The organism is Pseudomonas sp. UBA6562 (assembly GCF_002434265.1).
GTDB lineage: Bacteria > Pseudomonadota > Gammaproteobacteria > Pseudomonadales > Pseudomonadaceae > Aquipseudomonas.
Map to the genome: position 1 here is coordinate 791,668 of NZ_DJJS01000006.1, position 20,202 is coordinate 811,869.

Consider the following 20,202-nt stretch of genomic DNA (forward strand, 5'->3'; position numbering starts at 1 on the left):
CAGCCCGTGCTGGCACGTTCCTTTCTCTTTCCATCACTGACGGACCCCGTAAAAAATCCACCATGGACCCTTCCCCTGCGTTTAGCCTTTCTTCGTTGTTTGCCGATTTCGGCATGATTCTGTTCGCACTGTTCCTGGTCTTGCTCAACGGCTTCTTCGTCGCCGCCGAGTTCGCCATGGTCAAGCTGCGCGCCACCCGCGTCGAGTCGATCGCCGAGCTGCACGGCTGGCGCGGCGGCATCCTGCGCAAGGTGCACAGCCAGCTCGACGCCTACCTGTCGGCCTGCCAGCTGGGCATCACCCTGGCCTCGCTGGGCCTGGGCTGGGTCGGCGAACCGGCGTTCGCCCACCTGCTCGAACCGCTGCTGGCCTATTTCGGCGTCGACAGCCCGGAATTGATCAAGGGCATCTCGTTCTTCGTCGCCTTCTTCGTCATTTCCTACCTGCACATCGTGGTCGGCGAGTTGGCGCCCAAGTCCTGGGCAATCCGCAAGCCCGAGCTGCTGTCGCTGTGGACGGCGGTGCCGCTGTACCTGTTCTACTGGGCCATGTACCCGGCCATCTACCTGCTCAACGCCAGCGCCAACGCCATCCTGCGCATCGCCGGCCAGGGCGAGCCCGGCCCGCACCACGAGCACCACTACAGCCGCGAAGAACTCAAGCTGATCCTGCATTCGAGCCGCGGCCACGATCCGAGCGACCAGGGCATGCGCGTACTGGCCTCGGCCGTGGAGATGGGCGAGCTGGAAGTGGTCGACTGGGCCAACTCGCGCGAGGACATGATCAGCCTCGATTCGCGGGCGCCGCTCAAGGAAATCCTGGCGATGTTCCGCCGTCACAAGTTCAGCCGCTACCCGGTCTACGACGCCGAGCGCGGCGAATTCACGGGCCTGCTGCACATCAAGGACCTGCTGCTGGACATGGCCGAAGCCGACCATGTGCCCGAGACCCTCGACCTCGACGACCTCACCCGTCCGCTCGAGCGCGTGTCGCGGCACATGCCGCTGTCGGAGCTGCTCGAACAGTTCCGCAAGGGCGGCGCGCACTTCGTACTGGTCGAGGAAGCCGACGGCAAGGTGATCGGCTACCTGACCATGGAAGACGTGCTGGAAGTGCTGGTCGGCGACATCCAGGACGAACACCGCAAGACCGAGCGCGGCATCCTCGCTTACCAGCCCGGCAAGCTGCTGGTGCGCGGCGACACGCCGTTGTTCAAGATCGAGCGGTTGCTGGGCATCGACCTCGACCACATCGAGGCCGAAACCCTGGCCGGCCTGGTCTACGAGACCCTCAAGCGCGTGCCCGAGGAAGAGGAGCTGCTGGAGGTCGAAGGCCTGCGCATCATCATCAAGAAGATGAAAGGCCCGAAGATCGTGCTGGCTAAGGTGCTCAAGCTCGACTGAAGCCAACCGTGCCGGCCATGGCCCGCCCGCGCGGGCGAGGCCATGGCCGGCACATCTCAAGCGCCCGGCGTGAAGTGCTTTTGCGCGGTGCCGCGTGCGATCAGCCGGGAGATGTAGTCGAGCTTCTGCGCGTCCTGGTCGACGAACTTGAACGTCAGTTGCAGCCAGTCGCTGTCAGGGCGTGCTTCCAACGCCGCAATGGCATGCAGGTAGCCGTTCAAACGCGCCACCTCGGCGCTTTCGCCTTGTTCCAGGTCGAGTACCGCGCTTTCCAGCACCTGCGGCAAGGTTTCGCCGCGCCGCACCACCAGCAGCGCTTCCTTGAGGCTCAACGCCTTGATCACGCAGCCTTGCGCACCACTGGCCAAACGCAACTGCCCTTGGCCGCGCCCAGTCGGGGCCGGCGTCGGCGCAGCGCTTGGCGCACGCCCGGGCGCCACTGACGCCTGGGGCTGAGCAGCGGCGGCAGGTGCGGCCTTGACCGTCTCCGGTCGCCCACCGGTCAGGGCGCTCAGCGAGTCATTGGCGAACGCCGAACTGGCCCGCGCCGGCACGCCACTGAGCAGCAGTTCGAGCTTGCCGGTCTTGCTCAAGGCCTTCTTCACCTTGGTCAGCAACTGCTCGTTGGTGAACGGCTTGCCGACGAAGTCCGACACACCGGCCTGGATGGCCTGGATGACGTTTTCCTTGTCGCCCCGGCTGGTGACCATGATGAACGGCATGCCCTTCAGGGCCGGCTGCTGACGGCACCAGGCGAGCAGCTCCAGGCCACTCATCTCGGGCATTTCCCAGTCGCACAGGACCAGGTCGAACGGTTCCTTGGCCAGCAGGGTCATGGCCTTGCGACCGTTGACGGCGTCTTCCACGGCGATGCCGGGAAAGGCGCTGCGCAGCGCCTTTCTGACCAGATCGCGGATGAACGAGGCATCGTCCACCACCAGCACTTTGACTTTACTCATCGAGACTCCTCATCTACCCCGCCAGCATACCGCCCAATAGTGGCATTTTGCCAAAAAAGCGCGTTTCAACGGGCCGCGCGTCCAGCGCTCACCCAGGCGACGGTGCCAGGGCCGGAAACGACGACGCCCGGCACAGGCCGGGCGTCGTGACACACGCGCAATCCTATTTATCGTCAGGCGACGGCGGAACATTAGCCAACGACGCGTCATCGGCCGCCTCGCCCTGCACTTCGGCGGTCATGCGCTTGAGGCCCATGTGCCGCACGTCGGTGCCGCGCACCAGGTAGATTACCAAGGCGGAGATGTTGCGCGCGTGGTCGCCAATGCGTTCGAGCGAGCGCAGCGCCCAGATCACGCTCAGCACCCGCGAGATCGAGCGCGGGTCTTCCATCATGTAGGTCACCAGCTCGCGCAGCGCGGTCTTGTATTCGCGGTCGATGGTCTTGTCGTATTGCGCCACCGACAGCGCCAGGTCGGCGTCGAAGCGGGCGAAGGCGTCCAGCGCGTCGCGCACCATGTTGCGCACCTGGTCGCCGATGTGGCGGACTTCGACATAGCCGCGGGGCGACTCGCCCTCCTCGCACAGCTGGATGGCGCGGCGGGCGATCTTGGTCGACTCGTCGCCGATGCGCTCCAGGTCGATCACCGACTTGGAAATGCTGATGATCAGCCGCAGGTCGGAGGCCGCCGGCTGGCGCCGGGCGAGGATGCGCACGCACTCCTCGTCGATGTTGCGCTCCATCTGGTTGATCTGCACGTCGACGTCGCGCACCTGCTGGGCCAGGCCGGAATCGGCCTCGATCAGCGCGGTGACGGCGTCGTTGACTTGTTTCTCCACCAACCCACCCATGGCTAGCAGGTGGCTGCGCACCTCTTCGAGCTCGGCGTTGAATTGCTGGGAAATATGGTGGGTGAGGCTTTCTTTGTTGATCATCGTGTCGCTCCGCGATGAAGCTTCGAGTGGCAAGCTTCAAGCTGCAAATGGGTCCGGGTCGTACAGCCAGGCGTGCGTGCCGCTGCCACTAGCCATAGCGACCGGTGATGTAGTCCTCGGTCTGCTTCTTCGATGGGTTGGTGAACAGCGTATCGGTATCGCCGAATTCCACCAGCTTGCCCATGTACATGAAGGCCGTGTAGTCCGACACCCGCGCCGCCTGCTGCATGTTGTGGGTGACGATGACGATGGTGTACTTGGACTTGAGCTCGTAGATCAGCTCTTCGACCTTGAGGGTCGAGATCGGGTCCAGGGCCGAGCAGGGTTCGTCGAGCAGCAGCACCTCAGGCTCCACGGCGATGGTGCGGGCGATCACCAGACGCTGCTGCTGGCCGCCGGACAAGCCCAGCGCCGAGTCGTGCAGACGGTCCTTGACCTCGTCCCACAGCGCCGCGCCCTTGAGCGCCCACTCCACCGCTTCGTCGAGCACGCGCTTCTTGTTGATGCCCTGGATGCGCAGGCCGTACACCACGTTCTCGTAGATGGTCTTGGGGAACGGGTTGGGCTTCTGGAACACCATGCCGACGCGGCGGCGCAGCTCGGCCACTTCCTCGCCCTTGCGGTAGATGTTGTTGCCGTAGAGGTTGACCTCGCCCTGCACGCGGCAGCCGTCGACCAGGTCGTTCATGCGGTTGAAGGTGCGCAGCAGAGTCGACTTGCCGCAGCCCGACGGGCCGATGAAGGCGGTCACGCGCTGCTTGGGGATGTTCATCTTCACGTCGAACAATGCCTGCTTGTCGCCGTAGAACAACGACAGGCCCGGCACTTCGATGGCCACGGTCTCTTCGGCCAGGCGCAGGCCCTGCTTGTCGCGACCCAGGGCAGACATGTCGATGCCGTGGTTATGGGATTCGTGCTGCATGGTCTAACTCCATCTTTAGCGGCGAGCGGTGAGCTGCACGCTGCAAGTTGAGGCAAAAGCGGCGATCGGTTCGAGGCGCGCCGCTTGTGGCTAATCGCGTCGAATCAGCTGTCGAGGGCCTTGTACTTCTCGCGCAGGTGGTTGCGAATCCACACCGCCGAAAGGTTGAGGGTGGCGATCACCAGCACCAGCAGCAGCGCCGTGGCGTACACCAGCGGCCGCGCCGCTTCGACGTTGGGGCTCTGGAAGCCGACGTCGTAGATGTGGAAGCCCAGGTGCATGATCTTCTGGTCCAGGTGCAGGTACGGGTAGTTGCCATCGAGCGGCAACGACGGCGCCAGCTTGACCACGCCCACCAGCATCAGCGGCGCCACTTCGCCGGCGGCGCGCGCCACGGCGAGGATCATGCCGGTCATCATGGCCGGGCTGGCCATCGGGATGACGATCTTCCACAGCGTCTCGGCCTTGGTCGCACCCAGGGCCAGCGAGCCTTCGCGCACGGTGCGCGGAATCCGCGCCAGGCCTTCCTCGGTGGCCACGATCACCACCGGCACGGCCAGCAGCGCCAAGGTCAGCGAGGCCCACAGCAGCCCGGGCGTGCCCAGGGTCGGCGCCGGCAGGGATTCGGGGAAGAACAGCCGGTCGATCGAGCCGCCCAGCACGTAGACGAAGAAGCCCAGGCCGAACACGCCGTAGACGATGGCCGGCACGCCGGCCAGGTTGTTCACGGCGATGCGGATCAACCGCGTCACCGGGCCCTGCTTGGCGTATTCGCGCAGGTACACCGCCGCCAGCACGCCGAACGGGGTGACGATCACCGCCATGATCAGGGTCATCATCACCGTGCCGAAGATCGCCGGGAAGATCCCGCCTTCGGTGTTGGCTTCGCGCGGATCGTCGCTGAGGAATTCCCACACCTTGCCGAAATAGGTCGCCAGCTTGGTGGGGATGGACATGGCGTTGGGCTGGATGGCGTGGACCACTTTGCTCAGGTTGATCTCCACCTCGCGGCCGTTGCCGTCGCGGGCCACCAGGCTGTCGCGGGCGAAGGCCTGGTGCAGGCTGCCCAGACGCTCTTCGATGGCCTTGTAGCGGTTGTTGAGCTCGGCACGCTCGGATTCAAGGTCTGCCTGGGCGGCGGCGTCCAACTTGCCGTCGAGTTCGAGCTTGCGGGCTTGCAGGCGCAGACGTTCGAGACCATGGTTGATGGCGCCGATGTCTTTCTTTTCGAGGCTCTGCAACTCGTCGTTGAGCTGGCTGGCGCGCTTGAGTCGCGCCTGCAACTCGCCCCAGGCTTGATCGCCCTGAGCCACTATGCGATCGCCTTCCTTGACGCTGACCAGGTAGCCGTAGAAGTTGCCCCACTCGCGGCGTTCCAGGGCCATGAGCTCGGCGGGCTTTTGCTGGTCGACCAGCCATTCGCCGACCACCCAGCTGAAGTCGTTGCCGTTGAGGTCGCGGTTGCCGATCTTGATCAGCTCGCGGGTCATGAACTCCGGGCCTTCGTCGGGCACCGGCAGGCCGGCGCCCTTGAGCCGGGCGCGCGGCACTTCTTCCTTCTGCACCACTTCGCCGACCAGCACATGCTCGGCCTGGCCCGGCACCTTGTAGGTGGCCTGGATCAGATCAGCCGGCCAGAAGTGCGCCAGGCCGCGCACGGCGATGACCGACAGCAGGCCGATGGTCATGATCACCGCGATGGCCACGGCGCCACCGCTGATCCAGACGCCGGGGGCGCCGCTCTTGAACCAGCCTTTGAGGGAATCCTGTTTCACGGATCTCTACCTTCCTATCAAAGCGACGAGTATTTCTTGCGCAGACGCTGGCGAATCAGCTCGGCCAAGGTGTTCATGACGAAGGTGAAGAGCAGCAGCACCAAGGCGGCGAGGAACAGCACACGGTAGTGGCTGCCGCCGACTTCGGACTCCGGCATCTCCACCGCCACGTTGGCGGCCAGGGTGCGCATGCCTTCGAACAGGTTCATCTCCATCACCGGGGTGTTGCCGGTGGCCATCAGCACGATCATGGTTTCGCCCACCGCGCGGCCCATGCCGATCATCAGCGCCGAGAAGATGCCGGGGCTGGCGGTCAGGATGACCACGCGGGTGAGGGTCTGCCAGGGCGTGGCGCCCAGGGCCAGCGAGCCCAGGGTGAGGCTGCGCGGCACGCTGAACACGGCGTCTTCGGCGATGGAGTAGATGTTCGGGATCACCGCGAAGCCCATGGCGATGCCCACCACCAGGGCGTTGCGCTGGTCGTAGGTGATGCCCAGGTCGTTGCTGATCCAGTGGCGCATGTCGCCGCCGAACAGCCAGTTCTCCAGGAAGGGGCTGACGCCCAGGGCGAACCAGCCGATGGCGACGATCACCGGGATCAGGATCGCCGCTTCCCAACCGTCGGGCACGCGCAGGCGGATCGACTCGGGCAGGCGGCTCCAGGCGAAGCCTGTGAGCAGGATGCCCAGGGGCAGGATCATGAACAGGCTGAACACGCCCGGCAGGTGCCCTTCCAGGTACGGCGCCAGGAACAGGCCGGCGAAGAAGCCGAGGATCACCGTCGGCATCGCTTCCATCAGCTCGATCACCGGCTTGACCTTGCGGCGCATGCCGGGGGCCATGAAATAGGCGGTGTAGATGGCGGCGGCGATCGCCAGGGGCGCGGCCAGGATCATCGCGTAGAAGGCCGCCTTGAGGGTGCCGAAGGTCAGCGGCGACAGGCTCAGTTTGGGTTCGAAGTCGGTGTTCGAAGCCGTGGACTGCCAGACGTACTGGGGCGCGTCGTAGTTCTCGTACCAGACCTTGCCCCACAGCGCGCTGAACGACACTTCCGGGTGCGGGTTGCGCAGGCTCAGCGGCAGCAGCTTGCCGCCCTCTTCGATGACGATGCGGTTGGCCCGTGGCGACAGTGCCAGCACACCCGCGCCTTCGGCGACCGGCTCGACCAGCAGGGTGCGGTGCGCGGTGCTGTGGAACACGCCCAGCTGGCCTTCGCTGTCGAGGGCGACGAAGCCCTTGCGGCGCTCTTCGGCGTCGATCTGCACCACCGGCGCCTTGCCCAGCTGGAAGCTGCGGATCAGCTTCAGGCGTTGCTCGCCGTCGGGGTCGCGGGCCATGAACCACTGGCTCAAGCCGCCCTTGGAGTCGCCGAAGATCAGCGAGATGCCGCCGACCAGCTGGCCGCTGGCGGTGATTTCGGCCTGGCCGTCTTCGAGCAGCTTGTAGCGGCCGTTGAGGCTCTTGTCGCGCAGGCTGAACACGTCGGCCGTGGCGCGGCCGTTGACCACGTAGAGCCATTGCTGGCGCGGATCGACGTAGAGGGCTTTGACCGGCTCGGACATCTGCGGCAAGGCGATGCGGTTCTGCTCGCTGGTGACCTCGCCGGTCATCATGTTTTCTTCGCGGGTGATCTGCACCACTTGCAGGCTGGCGCCGACCGAGCCTGCCAGCAGCAGGTTCTCACCGTTGAGGTTGACGCTGACGTGCTCCAGCGCCCGGCCCTGCTCGTCGAGCACGAACGGCTGTTCGCCGTAGGGGAAGTCGACGCCGGGGGCGATGGCCTTCTTGCCGTCCGGGTAGGTGATCTTGTAGCTGTGGTGGAACAGCAGCGCCTGGCCGTTGGACAGGCCCAGGACGACCAGCGGGCTACCGGGCTGGTCGCTGCCGATGGAGGTGACCTGCACGCCGGCCGGAATCGGCAGCTCGACGCGCTTGAGTTCGGCGCCGCTCTTGGTGTCGAAGAACAGCACCTGGCCCTTGTCGGACACGCGCATGCCGACCAGGTTCTGCTCTTCGAGGGCGATCATCAGCGGCTTGCCGGCATCTTGCTGCAGCCAGGTCGGCGTCAGGGCGTCCTTGCGGGTCAGCTCGGCGCCTTGGAACAGCGGCAGCACCACGTAGGCCAGGTAGAAGAAGATCAGCGTGATGGCCGCCAGCACGGCCAGCCCGCCGACCAGGACGTACCAGCGGGTCAGGCGGTCCTTGAAGGCACGCACGCGGCGTTTGCGTTGCATTTCCGGCGTATTGAAATCAATCCGCGCGGGAGGGGAATTTTGGGTCATGGTGGAGTTGGCCAGATCATTCATGCGCACACCCTAGCGGTCCCGTATGACAGAAACATGACAGTGCAGTGACGCAAAAAAGCCCGCGGCTCAGGGGTGCTGGCTACGGACTGAAGAAGAGGTGGAAGGGCCCGCCAGGCGGCCCTTCCGGGGTGCTCGATTACTTGGCGTGGGCCAGGCCCAGGTCGTTCAGGGTCTTCTCGACGACCTTGGCCGGCAGCGGGATGTAACCGTCCTTCACCACCACCTGCTGACCGGCCTGCGACAGCACCAGCTTGATGAACTCGGCGTCCAGCGGGGCCAGCGGCTTGTTCGGCGCCTTGTTGACGTAGACGTAGAGGAAGCGCGACAGCGGGTACTTGCCGTTCAGGGCGTTCTCTTCGTTGTCTTCGATGAACTCGCCGCCTTCTTTCTTGGCCAGCGGCACGGTCTTCACACTGGCGGTCTTGTAGCCGATGCCCGAGTAGCCGATGGAGTTGAGCGAGCTGCTGATCGACTGCACCACCGACGCCGAGCCCGGCTGTTCGTTGACGTTGGGTTTGAAGTCGCCTTTGCACAGGGCTTCTTCCTTGAAGTAGCCGTAGGTGCCCGACACCGAGTTGCGGCCGAACAGCTGCAGCGGCTTGCCGGCCAGGTCGCCGGTCACGCCCACGTCGCCCCAGGTCTTGACGTCGGCCTTGGCGCCGCACAGGCGGGTGGAGGAGAAGATGGCGTCGACCTGGGCCATGGTCAGGCCCTTGATCGGGTTGTCCTTGTGCACGAACACGGCCAGGGCGTCGACGGCCACCGGGATGGCGGTGGGCTTGTAGCCGTACTTCTGCTCGAAGGCCTGCAGCTCGACGTCCTTCATCTTGCGGCTCATCGGGCCGAGGTTGGCGGTGCCTTCGGTCAGCGCCGGCGGCGCAGTGGAGGAACCGGCGGCCTGGATCTGGATGTTGACGTTCGGGTATTCCTTTTTATAGGCCTCGGCCCACAAGGTCATCAAGTTCGCCAGGGTGTCGGAACCAACGCTGGAGAGGTTGCCCGACACACCGGTGGTCTTGGTGTAGGTCGGGATCGAGGGATCGACAGCGGCGACCGCATTGGCGGTGGCAACGCCAGCGGCGGCAAATGTCAGGGCCGCCATCAAACGCTTCAGTTTCATGCCTTGCTCCTAGCAGAATATCGAGGGGTTCGGGTCAGAACGGGGGCCAGTATCGAAGGGCCGTGTGACCACGATATGACGCCTATGTGACAAATAGATGAAAGGCCATCACCGCACTGCAGGATGGCCTTTTTCGATGTTCTCGACCCGGCAGGAACGAAGGTTTCAGCGTTTCCCCGCCAACAGGTACAGCCCGATCGCCAACCCCAACCCACATAACCCCGCCACGTAATACGCCGGTGCCATAGGGCTGAACTTGAGCAGCGCGGTCACCACCATGGGCGTCAGGCCGCCGAAGATCGCGTAGGCCACGTTGTAGGAGAACGACAGCCCGGTGAAGCGCACCGCAGCCGGGAACGCCTTGACCATGACGAAGGGCACCGCGCCGATCACACCGACGCACAGACCGGTGACGGCATACAGCGCGAACAGCAGCTCGGGGTGCGTGGCCAGGCTGTGGTAGAAGGTCCAGGAGCTGGCCAGCAGCAGCAGGCTGCCCACCACCAGCACGCGCCCGGCGCCGAAGCGGTCGCACAGCCAGCCGGTGCCGATGCAGCCCAGGCTGAGCAGGATGATCGCCAGGCTGTTGGCTTTCAGCGAGTCGGTGGGGCTGACGCCGTAGAAGGTCTGCAACAGCGCCGGGGTCATGAGGATCACCACCACGATGCCGGCCGACAGCAGCCAGGTCAGCAGCATCGACAGCAGCACCGCACGCGGGTGGTCGCGCAGCACCGCGCGCAACGGCAGCTCTTCGGCCAGGGCCTTGCGCTGCTGCATCTCGGCGAACACCGGGGTCTCGTGCAGCCAGCGGCGCAGGTACACCGAGAACAGGCCGAACACGCCGCCCAGCAGGAACGGGATGCGCCAGCCGTAGTCGGCCACTTCTTCGGCGGTGTACACCGAGTTGATCAGCGTGGCCACCAGCGAGCCCAGCAGAATGCCCGCGGTCAGCCCTGCGGTCAGGGTGCCGCAGGCGTAGCCGGTGTTGCGCGCCGGCACGTGTTCGGACACGAACACCCAGGCCCCCGGCACTTCACCGCCGATGGCCGCGCCCTGGATCACCCGCATCAACAGCAGCAGCATCGGCGCCCACAGGCCGATCTGCGCGTAGGTGGGCAGCAGGCCCATGATCAGCGTGGGCACGGCCATCATGAAGATGCTCAGGGTGAACATCTTCTTGCGCCCCAGCAGGTCGCCGAAGTGGGCCATGACGATGCCGCCTAGGGGGCGCGCCAGGTAACCGGCCGCGAAGATGCCGAAGGTCTGCATCAGACGTAGCCATTCGGGCATCTCGGGCGGGAAGAACAGCTTGCCCACCACCGTGGCGAAGAACACGAAGATGATGAAGTCGTAGAACTCCAGCGCGCCGCCCAGGGCCGAGAGGGACAGGGTCTTGTAATCGTTGCGGGTGAGCGGGCGCGCGGGCTGCTCGGTGGAAGGGGGCACGCTGGTCATCGTTTTGCACTCTTGTTGGGCATGCAGGCCGCGTGAGGCGCGGCTTCTGGAATGGGCGAGCGAGGAAGATAGCAAATTGGCCGCACCGACTCATAGGAAGCTAACGAGCCAGCCATCTTCAAGAAACTCAGGTCGTTGCCCACTGCAACGCTCTATATACTTAGCAATTCGTAGGAAAAGGCTGCCATTTATGTGGGACGTTGCGCGAAAACATCGGTCGGTATGCTCAGGCGTGTCGTGCTGTGTCGCAGTAGCCCGCGCGCCCTTAAGAAATGGGCGTAGTATGTGACCGCCCTCGTCGTTCACACCGCGCCTTCGAGGCTTGCCCGAACCGTCGCCCATCGGCGACCGCGCGTTTCACACAGCACCTGCTACGCCCTCTCACGAAGCGTCACGGGTCAGAGGCCCCTCGGCATGATTGAGCTCGAACAAGAAGATCCTATCCCGCAAGGCGACCTGGCCTTGCAGATCACCGCACTACCGCGGGAAACCAACGGCTTTGGCGACATCTTCGGCGGCTGGCTGGTGGCGCAGATGGACCTGGCCGGCACCGCCATGGCCAGCCGCATCGCCGGCGGCCGCGTGGCGACCGTGGCCATCGACCGCATGGCGTTCCTGGTGCCGGTCGCCGTCGGCGCGCAGTTGTCGTTCTACACCCAGACCCTGGAGATCGGCCGCAGCTCGATCCAGATGATGGTCGAGGTGTGGAGCGACGATCCGCAGTCCGGCGAATGGCGCAAGGTCACCGAAGCGGTGTTCGTCTTCGTCGCCATCGACAGCAGCGGCCGCACCCGCGCCGTGCCGCAACGCTGAACACTGCCGGTTCGCCAGCCACCTACAGGATCCCGCATGACCACTACCGTCGAAACCCTCACGCTGGGCGTACTCGAGTGCTGGCGCATCACCACCGCCCAGGCCGAGCTGGTCGTCGCCCGGCAAGGTGCGCAGATCCTGCGCTACCAACGCAGTGGCGCAGCGCCGCTGCTGTGGCTCAGCGACGAAGCCCTGTTCAAGCAGGGCAAGTCGGTGCGCGGCGGGGTGCCGGTCTGTTGGCCGTGGTTCGGCGATCTGCGGCGCAACCCCGAAACCGTGCAGGCGATGTACAGCGGCGAGCCGCCACCGGCCCATGGCCTGGCACGCGGCCGTGACTGGCAACTGCTTGGCATCGAGGAGCGTGGCGACACCGTCCACCTCGAATTCGACCTGCCCGAGGCGCAAGGCGCGCTGCCCGACTGGCCGCACAGCGTCGAACTGCGCCTGAGCGTGGCGTTGGGCGACACCCTGCAAGTGACCCTGAGCAACCGCAACCTCGGCCCGCAGCCGGTCACCCTGAGCCAGGCGCTGCACACCTACTTCGCCGTGGGCGACGTGCGCCAGGTGCAGGTGCAAGGCGTGGAGGGGCTGGCCTACATCGAGACCCTCGCCGATTGGGAGCAGCGCACCCAGCAAGGCGCCCTCGCCTTCGCCGGCGAAACCGACCGCATCTACCTCGACCCGCCCGAGCGCCTGAGCATCGTCGATCCGCAGCATGACCGGCGCATCACCCTGCACACTCAGGGCTCGCACTCGGCCGTGGTCTGGAACCCATGGACGGAACGCGCGGCCGCCTTGCCCGACATGGGCAACGAGGCTTGGCAAGGCATGCTCTGCATCGAAACCGCCAACGCCTGGCACGACGCGCTGACCCTCGCGCCCGGCGCCCGTCACAGCCTGTCGGTCACGATCGGCAGCGAATCGCTGTAACGGCGTCCAAGCCGCGCCGGCGGGCCTCGCTCAGAGGTCCGCGTCTTCCACCACCCGCACGTTCTGCGCATCCAGCGCATAGGCCGCATCGGCCAGGTCGTTGTTGACCTTCTCCACCTTCAACGGCCCGGTGACCCACAGCGGCGTGTAGATGTCGTCGATCTTCAGCCCTTTCGGATAACGCACCAGCACCAGCTGGTTGGGCGGCGGTGGCGGAACGTGGATGCACGCGCCCGGATAGGGCACGAGGAAGAACAGTGTGCTGTTGCCCTTGGCGTCGCTTTCCAAGGGCACCGGATAGCCGCCCAGGCGGATGCGCTTGCCATCCATCGTGGCGACGGTCTTGGTGGAATACATCACGGCGGGCAAGCCCTTGCTCTGCTTCAAGCCGCCCTTGGCGGTGAAGGTGCCCATGGCCTCGGGAGAGTCGTGGTCGATCTCGGGCATGGCTTCGAGGGCTTTCTGGTCCGACTTGGGCATCAGGTCCAGCCAGTCGGTTTCGGGGAGTTCGGCGTGGGCCAGGGTGCTGACCAGGATAAGCGGGAAGAGCAGGAACGCGCGCATGGAATGCTCGGCAACTCAGTGGGATGAATTGCCGGGCATTCTATCTGCAATCAGCGCTTCTTGATGAGGCCGTAGATCACCAGCAGGATGATGGCGCCGACCAGCGCACCGAAGAAGCCTGCCGCTTGCCCTGCCTGGTAGATACCCAGTGCCTGGCCACCGTAGGTGGCGACCAGCGAACCTGCGATACCCAGCAGGATGGTCATGATCCAGCCCATGCTGTCGTCGCCGGGCTTCAGAAAACGCGCCAGCAGGCCGACGATGAGGCCGATGAAGATAGTTCCGATGATGCCCATTGGCGATCCCTCCTAGATAAATGAAACGCACCGACGGCCGCATGGGCCGTTGGCGTGTGTCTTGTCAGAGGGCAGGAAGGCCGGCGAGGTTCAATTCGCCGCGATCAAAGCCTCTACCTCGGCGATCTTGGCTCGCAGAGTGGGCATGTCCGCGCAGCGCAGGGTGGCGTGGCCGACCTTGCGTCCGGCCTTGAAGGCCTTGCCGTAGTGGTGCAGGTGGCAGTCGTCGATGGCCACGGTCTTGGCCACGTCGGGCACGCTGCCGATGAAGTTGAGCATGGCGCTCTCGCCGACCTTGGCGGTGGAGCCCAGCGGCAGCCCGGCCACGGCACGCAGGTGGTTCTCGAACTGGCTGCACTCGGCGCCTTCGATGGTCCAGTGCCCGGAGTTGTGCACGCGTGGTGCGATCTCGTTGGCTTTCAGGCCACCGTCGACTTCGAAGAACTCGAAGGCCATGACGCCCACGTAGTCGAGCCGTTCCAGCACCCGGCCGACGTAGTCTTCGGCCAGCGCCTGCAAGGGGTGTGCGTCGCTCGCCACCGACAGGCGCAGGATGCCGCTGTCGTGGGTGTTGTGCACCAGCGGATAGAAGCGCGTTTCGCCGTCGCGGCCGCGCACGGCCACCAGCGACACTTCGCCGGTGAACGGCACGAAGCCTTCCAGCAGGCATGGCACGCTGCCCAGTTCGGCGAAGGTGTCGACCACATCGGCGGCGCTGCGCAGCACCTTCTGGCCCTTGCCGTCATAACCCAGGGTGCGGGTCTTGAGCACGGCCGGCAGGCCGATGCTGGCGACCGCGGCGTCGAGGTCGGCCTGGGAGAGGATGTCGGCGAAGGCCGGGGTGGGAATGCCCAGGTCGCGGAACAGGCTCTTTTCGAACAGGCGGTCGCGGGCGATGCGCAGGGCGTCGGCACTGGGGTAGACCGGGACGAACTGCGAGAGGAAGGCCACCGTTTCGGCCGGCACGCTCTCGAATTCGAAGGTCACCAGGTCGACTTCGTCGGCCAGTTGGCGCAGGTGGTCCTGGTCGCCGTAGTCGGCACGCAGGTGCTCGCCCAGGGGGGCGGCGCAGGCGTCCGGCGCGGGGTCGAGGAAAGCGAAGTTCATGCCCAGCGGAGTGCCCGCCAGGGCCAGCATGCGGCCGAGCTGGCCGCCACCGATTACACCGATTTTCATGGATGTGAGCCTCAGGCCTGGCGCGGATCGGGATGGTCCAGCACGGTGTCGGTCTGCTCCGTGCGGAACTGCTTGAGCGCGGCGTGGAACTGCGGGTGCTTGGCGCCCAGGATGCTGGCCGACAGCAGTGCGGCGTTGACCGCCCCGGCGCGGCCGATGGCCAGCGTCGCCACCGGCACGCCGGCCGGCATCTGCACGATCGACAGCAGCGAGTCGACGCCCGAGAGCATCGAAGACTGCACCGGCACGCCCAGCACCGGCAGGTGGGTCTTGGCCGCGCACATGCCCGGCAGGTGCGCCGCGCCGCCGGCACCGGCGATGATCACCTCGATGCCACGGCCTTCGGCCTCTTCCGCGTACTGGAACAGCAGATCCGGGGTACGGTGGGCCGAGACCACTTTCACCTCGTAGGGAATGCCGAGTTTTTCCAGCATATCGGCGGTGTGGCTAAGGGTGGACCAATCGGACTTGGAGCCCATGATCACGCCAACCAGTGCACTCATCGTCGAGCCTCTCCTGCAAGCGCCTGCCGGCGCGCTAAAAGCAACAAGCCACGCAGGGAACCGGCGTGGCTTGTCGTATGGATTCTGATCGACCAGGGCGGCCGAAGGCGCGGGATTATAGCCTAGTGCGGTACGGACCGCACACCCCCGCAAGCACAGAGCGGATCAAAGGGCAAGCTGTCTCGCGAGACAACTTTTCCACTTCATCGCAGCGCCTCAGCCCTGGCTGCCGGCCGACTCCAGCTTGCGCCACAGCAACCGCACGTTGGCCTTGCGCACCAGGGCGCAGCGGTACAGGCGAATCTCCAGCGGCACGTGCCACTGCGCCGCGCCGCAAATGGCCAACTCGCCGCGCTCCAGCTCGCCGCGCATCGACAGGCGCGGCACCCAGGCCACGCCCATGCCTTCGAGGGCCATGCTCTTCAGACTGTCGGCCATGGCCGTCTCGCACACCGTGGTGTAGCGCAGGCTGCGCTGGCGCAGCAGCAGGCTGACCGAGCGCCCGAGGAACGCGCCGGCGCTGTAGGCCAGCAACGGCACGCTGGTGTCGCCCTCCAGGTCGAACAGCGGTTTGCCGTCGTCGCCCACAGCGCACACCGGCAGCATTTCCGTGGTGCCCATGTGCAGCGAAGGGAAGATCTCGGCGTCCATCTGCAAGGCGGCATCGGGGTCGTAGAAGGCCAGCATCAGGTCGCAGCCGCCTTCGCGCAGGGCATGCACGGCCTCGCCGACGTTGGTGGCGACCATGCGCGTGGCGATGTTCAGGCCATCGTTGCGCAGTTGCGCCACCCAATGCGGGAAGAACCCCGAGGCCAGCGAGTGGGCGGCGGCGATCTGCACCACCTCGCCCTGCCCGCCCTCGAGATGGTGCAAATGGCGCAGCACTTCGCCCAACTGGTCGACGACGGTACGCGCCGTGACCAGAAACAGCTGCCCGGCCTCGGTCAGCTCGATGGGTGTGCGCGAGCGGTTGACCAGGGTCAGGCCCAGCGCGGCCTCCAGGCTGCGGATGCGGCGGCTGAAGGCCGGCTGGGTGACGAAGCGCCGTTCGGCGGCCTGGGAAAAGCTGCGGGTGGCCGCCAGGGCGCTGAAATCTTCCAGCCATTTGCTCTCGAGGTTCATGAAGCTCGTCTCCCGCGCGCACCAAAATGGAACACGCTCGTTGATCAATCCGCGTCACATCAATCGGTATGCCGTTTGTGCATAGGTTAGCGTGCATCAGCATTGGCCGCAAAAACCGCGCAGGCCTAGGATTGGCGCCATTCCGGCACATGCCGGGGCCAACTCGAGATGATATCCATCATGTCCGCTGCTGCATCGTTCCGCGTCGAAAAAGACCTGCTTGGCACCCTGGAAGTCCCTGCCGATGCCTACTACGGCATCCAGACCCTGCGCGCCGCCAACAACTTCCACCTCTCCGGCGTGCCGCTGTCGCACTACCCGAAGCTGGTCGTGGGCCTGGCCATGGTCAAACAGGCCGCCGCCGACGCCAACCGTGAGTTGGGCCACCTGAGCGATGCCAAGCACGCCGCCATCAGCGCCGCCTGCGGCCGCCTGATCAAGGGCGACTACCACGAGCAGTTCGTGGTCGACATGATCCAGGGCGGGGCCGGTACCTCGACCAACATGAACGCCAACGAAGTCATCGCCAACATCGCGCTGGAGGCCATGGGCCATCAGAAGGGCGAGTACCAGTACCTGCACCCCAACAACGACGTGAACATGGCGCAGTCGACCAACGACGCCTACCCCACCGCGATCCGTCTGGGTCTGCTGCTGGGCCACGACGCGCTGCTGGCCAGCCTCGACAGCCTGATCCAGGCCTTCGCTGCCAAAGGCGAAGAGTTCAACCACGTCCTGAAGATGGGCCGCACCCAGCTGCAAGACGCCGTGCCGATGACCCTCGGCCAGGAATTCCGCGCCTTCGCCACCACCATGACCGAAGACCTCAACCGTCTGCGTTCGCTGGCCCCGGAACTGCTCACCGAAATCAACCTGGGCGGCACCGCCATCGGCACCGGCATCAACGCCGACCCCGGCTACCAGGCCCTGGCCGTGCAACGTCTGGCGCTGATCAGCGGCCAGCCGCTGGTGCCGGCTGCCGACCTGATCGAAGCCACCTCCGACATGGGCGCCTTCGTGCTGTTCTCCGGCATGCTCAAGCGCACCGCGGTCAAGCTGTCGAAGATCTGCAACGACCTGCGCCTGCTGTCCAGCGGCCCACGCACCGGCATCAACGAGATCAACCTGCCGGCACGCCAGCCGGGCAGCTCGATCATGCCGGGCAAGGTCAACCCGGTGATCCCGGAGGCCGTCAACCAGGTGGCCTTCGCCATCATGGGCAACGACCTGGCGCTGACCGTGGCGGCCGAAGGCGGCCAGCTGCAGCTCAACGTGATGGAGCCGCTGATCGCCTACAAGATCTTCGACTCGATCCGCCTGCTGCAACGCGCCATGGACATGCTGCGCGAGCACTGCATCGTCGGCATCACCGCCAACGAACAGCGCTGTCGCGAACTGGTCGAGCACTCCATCGGCCTGGTCACCGCGCTGAACCCGTACATCGGCTATGAAAACGCCACCCGTATCGCCCGCGTCGCCCTGGAAACCGGCCGCGGCGTGCTGGAACTGGTGCGCGAGGAACAGCTGCTGGACGAAGCGATGCTCGACGACATCCTGCGCCCGGAAAACATGATCGCCCCCCGTCTGGTGCCGCTGAAGGCGTAACCGACCGCAACACGCGTCTCACCAGGTCGGGGGGACTAGACACCTCCCCACCTTTCGAGGGCCCGCGCTTACCTGCGCCGGGCCCTTTTTTTATGCTCGAAACGCTTCGGCGGCGCCACGGCACGCAACTTGCTCGCTCAATTTTTCCAGCCCACGCGGACAGCCAGCATGCTGCACAGCCACCTCACCACCCTCAACGCGGTTTCGCTGATCCTCACGACGTTCGCCGCACGCGGCGTCGATGCGCGCCTGCTGCTCGACGGCAGCGGCATCACCCCCGCCGACCTGGGCCGCGCCGACGCACGCATCACCACCCAGCAGGAGTTGCAGGTATGTGCCAACGCCGTGGCCCTGCGTGCCGACATCGGCCTGGAACTGGGGCGGCGCATGCATGTGTCGAGCTACGGCATGCTCGGCTATGCCCTGCTCTCCAGTGCCACTTTGGGTGACGCCCTGCGCTTGGCGCTGCACTTTCCGGCACTGCTGGGAACAATGTTCCAACTGCGCCTGGTCGAGGACGGGCCACGGGTCTGGCTCAGCGCCAGCGAGCACCACGACGCACCGGGCCTGGCGGCCTTCAACGCCGAGTTCTGCCTGGTGTCGCTCAAGGTCATCTGCGACGACCTGCTCGGCCGCCCGCTGCCGCTGCTGGGCGCGCGCTTCCAGCACCCACGTCCGGCCTATCGACCGGCCTACGCGCAAACCTTCGCCGGCCCGCTGACCTTCCAGGCCGACGACAACGCCTTCGCCTTCGACCGCCACTGGCTGGACACACCGCTGCCCCTGGCCGACCCTATCACGCACCAGGCCATGGCCGAGCGCTGCCGACGCCTGAACCTGGAATTCACCGGGCGCCAGGCCTGGCTCGGGCGCATCCGTCTACTGCTGCAGCAACAGCTCGATGCCGCGCCAGGGCTGGAGGGTTTGGCGCGGCAGATGAACTGCTCCTCGCGCACCCTGCGCCGGCACCTGCACAGCCTGGGCAGCAGCTACCAGCAACTGCTCGACGAGTTGCGCTTCGAACGCGCCAAGCAATTGCTGACCGAAGAGCAAGTGCCGATTCACCGCATCGCCGAAACCCTGGGCTTCAGCGAGACGGCGAGCTTCCGGCACGCCTTCCAGCGCTGGAGCGGCATGGCGCCGCGGCACTACCGCGGCTGATCGGCAGGCGCATGGCTTGGCCATATCCATCCCTTTTTGGCCACCCGCACCGTCCAGGCTCGCGCGCCGCGCCCAGCACAATGGCCGCACACCAGCGAACCGGAGACCCCACATGCTGACGATCTATTCCGATGACCACCGCTTGCACCACGGCCGCTGCGAGTTGATCGACGGCCAGCTGATGCCGTGCTTCGAGATGCCGTCGCGGGCCGACCACGTGCTCGAACGGGTCAAGACGCGCCAATTGGGCGAAGTGCGCGGCCCCACCGACTTCGGCCGAGCACCGCTGCAACGCATCCACAGCGCCGCCTACCTGGACTTCTTCGAAGGCGCCTGGGCGCGCTGGGCGCAGTTGGGCCGCGACGGCGACCTGCTGCCCTTCACCTGGCCGGCGCGCACCCTGCGCGCGCTCAAGCCCACCAGCCTGCTGGGCGAACTGGGCTATTACAGCTTCGACGCCGGCGCCCCGATCACCGCCGGCACCTGGCAGGCCGCCTACAGCGCCGCGCAAGTCGCGCTGACCGCCCAGGCCGCCATCGAACAAGGCGCCCCTGCCGCCTTCGCCCTTTGCCGCCCGCCGGGGCACCATGCCGCCGCCGAGGTGATGGGCGGCTACTGCTACCTGAACAACGCCGCCATCGCCGCCCAGGCCTTTCTCGACCAAGGCCGGCGCAAGGTGGCCATCCTCGATGTCGACTACCACCACGGCAACGGCACGCAAGACATCTTCTACGCCCGCAACGACGTGCTGTTCGCCTCGATCCACGGCGACCCCCAGGCCGAATTTCCGTTCTTCCTAGGCTATGCCGACGAAACCGGCGAAGGCGCAGGCCTCGGCTACAACGTCAACTATCCCCTGCCAGCCGGCAGCGACTGGACGGCCTGGAGCGCGGCCCTGGACCAGGCCTGCGAGCGCATCGCCGGCTTCGACGCGGACGTGTTGGTGGTCTCCCTGGGCGTAGACACCTTCAAGGACGACCCCATCTCGCAGTTCAAGCTCGACAGCCCCGACTACCTGGCCATGGGCGAGCGCATCGCCCAGCTCGGCAAGCCGACCCTGTTCGTCATGGAAGGGGGTTACGCGGTGGCGGAAATCGGTATCAACGCGGTCAATGTGCTGGAAGGTTTCCAGCGCGCGCAATCATCGGGAGCCTGAAC

General features: G+C 65.8%; 18 protein-coding genes. 6 read left to right on the forward strand and 12 right to left on the reverse strand.

The features are described from left to right. Positions 1–62: 62 nt before the first annotated feature. Positions 63–1,403, forward strand: coding sequence for a hemolysin family protein (locus tag B4M43_RS11065; protein ID WP_296266944.1), 1,341 nt, complete (start codon positions 63–65; stop codon positions 1,401–1,403). 56 nt (positions 1,404–1,459) lie between these two features. On the opposite strand, the gene B4M43_RS11070 is transcribed toward B4M43_RS11065, so the two are convergent. From B4M43_RS11070 to B4M43_RS11100, 7 genes are all read right to left on the reverse strand, one after another. Beyond that, positions 1,460–2,362, reverse strand: coding sequence for a response regulator (locus B4M43_RS11070; RefSeq protein WP_296266947.1), 903 nt, complete (start codon positions 2,360–2,362; stop codon positions 1,460–1,462). 163 nt (positions 2,363–2,525) lie between these two features. Then, complete coding sequence (gene phoU / locus B4M43_RS11075) at positions 2,526–3,296, reverse strand: phosphate signaling complex protein PhoU (protein WP_296266949.1); 771 nt, start codon at positions 3,294–3,296, stop codon at positions 2,526–2,528. Between the two features lie 88 nt (positions 3,297–3,384). Beyond that, positions 3,385–4,218: a phosphate ABC transporter ATP-binding protein PstB gene (gene pstB, locus B4M43_RS11080; protein ID WP_296266950.1), complete on the reverse strand. Its 834-nt coding sequence runs from the start codon at positions 4,216–4,218 to the stop codon at positions 3,385–3,387. A 104-nt stretch (positions 4,219–4,322) separates the two neighbouring features. Further along, positions 4,323–5,993, reverse strand: coding sequence for a phosphate ABC transporter permease PstA (pstA, locus tag B4M43_RS11085; protein WP_296266952.1), 1,671 nt, complete (start codon positions 5,991–5,993; stop codon positions 4,323–4,325). A 17-nt stretch (positions 5,994–6,010) separates the two neighbouring features. Then, positions 6,011–8,299, reverse strand: coding sequence for an ABC transporter permease subunit (locus B4M43_RS11090; RefSeq protein ID WP_296266954.1), 2,289 nt, complete (start codon positions 8,297–8,299; stop codon positions 6,011–6,013). 136 nt (positions 8,300–8,435) lie between these two features. Beyond that, positions 8,436–9,419 (reverse strand): phosphate ABC transporter substrate-binding protein PstS, encoded by a 984-nt coding sequence (locus B4M43_RS11095; RefSeq protein WP_296266956.1) that lies wholly within the window; start codon positions 9,417–9,419, stop codon positions 8,436–8,438. 165 nt (positions 9,420–9,584) lie between these two features. Beyond that, a complete protein-coding gene (locus tag B4M43_RS11100; protein ID WP_296266958.1) occupies positions 9,585–10,874 on the reverse strand; it encodes an MFS transporter in 1,290 nt (429 codons plus the stop codon). 414 nt (positions 10,875–11,288) lie between these two features. Here B4M43_RS11100 and B4M43_RS11105 point away from each other — a divergent pair, with 414 nt between their 5' ends. Next, a complete protein-coding gene (locus B4M43_RS11105; RefSeq protein ID WP_296266960.1) occupies positions 11,289–11,687 on the forward strand; it encodes an acyl-CoA thioesterase in 399 nt (132 codons plus the stop codon). Positions 11,688–11,723: 36 nt separating this feature from the next. After that, entirely contained in the window at positions 11,724–12,617 is an 894-nt protein-coding gene (locus tag B4M43_RS11110) for a D-hexose-6-phosphate mutarotase (protein ID WP_296266962.1), read from the forward strand. A gap of 30 nt (positions 12,618–12,647) precedes the next feature. Here B4M43_RS11110 and B4M43_RS11115 read toward each other — a convergent pair whose 3' ends face one another. The 5 genes from B4M43_RS11115 to B4M43_RS11135 all read right to left on the reverse strand — a co-directional run bounded on the left by B4M43_RS11115 (position 12,648) and on the right by B4M43_RS11135 (position 16,278). Continuing rightward, complete coding sequence (locus B4M43_RS11115) at positions 12,648–13,181, reverse strand: DUF3299 domain-containing protein (protein ID WP_296266964.1); 534 nt, start codon at positions 13,179–13,181, stop codon at positions 12,648–12,650. Positions 13,182–13,231: 50 nt separating this feature from the next. Continuing rightward, positions 13,232–13,477, reverse strand: coding sequence for a GlsB/YeaQ/YmgE family stress response membrane protein (locus B4M43_RS11120; protein WP_296266965.1), 246 nt, complete (start codon positions 13,475–13,477; stop codon positions 13,232–13,234). A 90-nt stretch (positions 13,478–13,567) separates the two neighbouring features. Beyond that, on the reverse strand, positions 13,568–14,653 hold the full coding sequence (locus B4M43_RS11125) for a 5-(carboxyamino)imidazole ribonucleotide synthase (RefSeq protein WP_296266968.1): 1,086 nt from the start codon (positions 14,651–14,653) through the stop codon (positions 13,568–13,570). Between the two features lie 11 nt (positions 14,654–14,664). Then, positions 14,665–15,156 (reverse strand): 5-(carboxyamino)imidazole ribonucleotide mutase, encoded by a 492-nt coding sequence (gene purE / locus B4M43_RS11130; protein WP_296266970.1) that lies wholly within the window; start codon positions 15,154–15,156, stop codon positions 14,665–14,667. A gap of 216 nt (positions 15,157–15,372) precedes the next feature. Continuing rightward, the gene (locus tag B4M43_RS11135; RefSeq protein WP_296266971.1) at positions 15,373–16,278 is read right to left on the reverse strand and encodes a LysR substrate-binding domain-containing protein; all 906 of its coding nucleotides are present in this window, start codon (positions 16,276–16,278) and stop codon (positions 15,373–15,375) included. 180 nt (positions 16,279–16,458) lie between these two features. On the opposite strand from B4M43_RS11135, the gene aspA reads away from it, so the two are divergent. The 3 genes from aspA to B4M43_RS11150 all read left to right on the forward strand — a co-directional run bounded on the left by aspA (position 16,459) and on the right by B4M43_RS11150 (position 20,200). Continuing rightward, positions 16,459–17,883: an aspartate ammonia-lyase gene (gene aspA / locus B4M43_RS11140; protein ID WP_296266973.1), complete on the forward strand. Its 1,425-nt coding sequence runs from the start codon at positions 16,459–16,461 to the stop codon at positions 17,881–17,883. A gap of 168 nt (positions 17,884–18,051) precedes the next feature. Beyond that, a complete protein-coding gene (locus B4M43_RS11145) occupies positions 18,052–19,044 on the forward strand; it encodes an AraC family transcriptional regulator (protein WP_296266976.1) in 993 nt (330 codons plus the stop codon). Positions 19,045–19,156: 112 nt separating this feature from the next. Then, positions 19,157–20,200 carry a histone deacetylase family protein gene (locus B4M43_RS11150; RefSeq protein WP_296266978.1) on the forward strand — a complete coding sequence of 348 codons (1,044 nt, stop codon included), beginning with the start codon at positions 19,157–19,159 and terminating at the stop codon, positions 20,198–20,200. Positions 20,201–20,202: the final 2 nt, after the last annotated feature.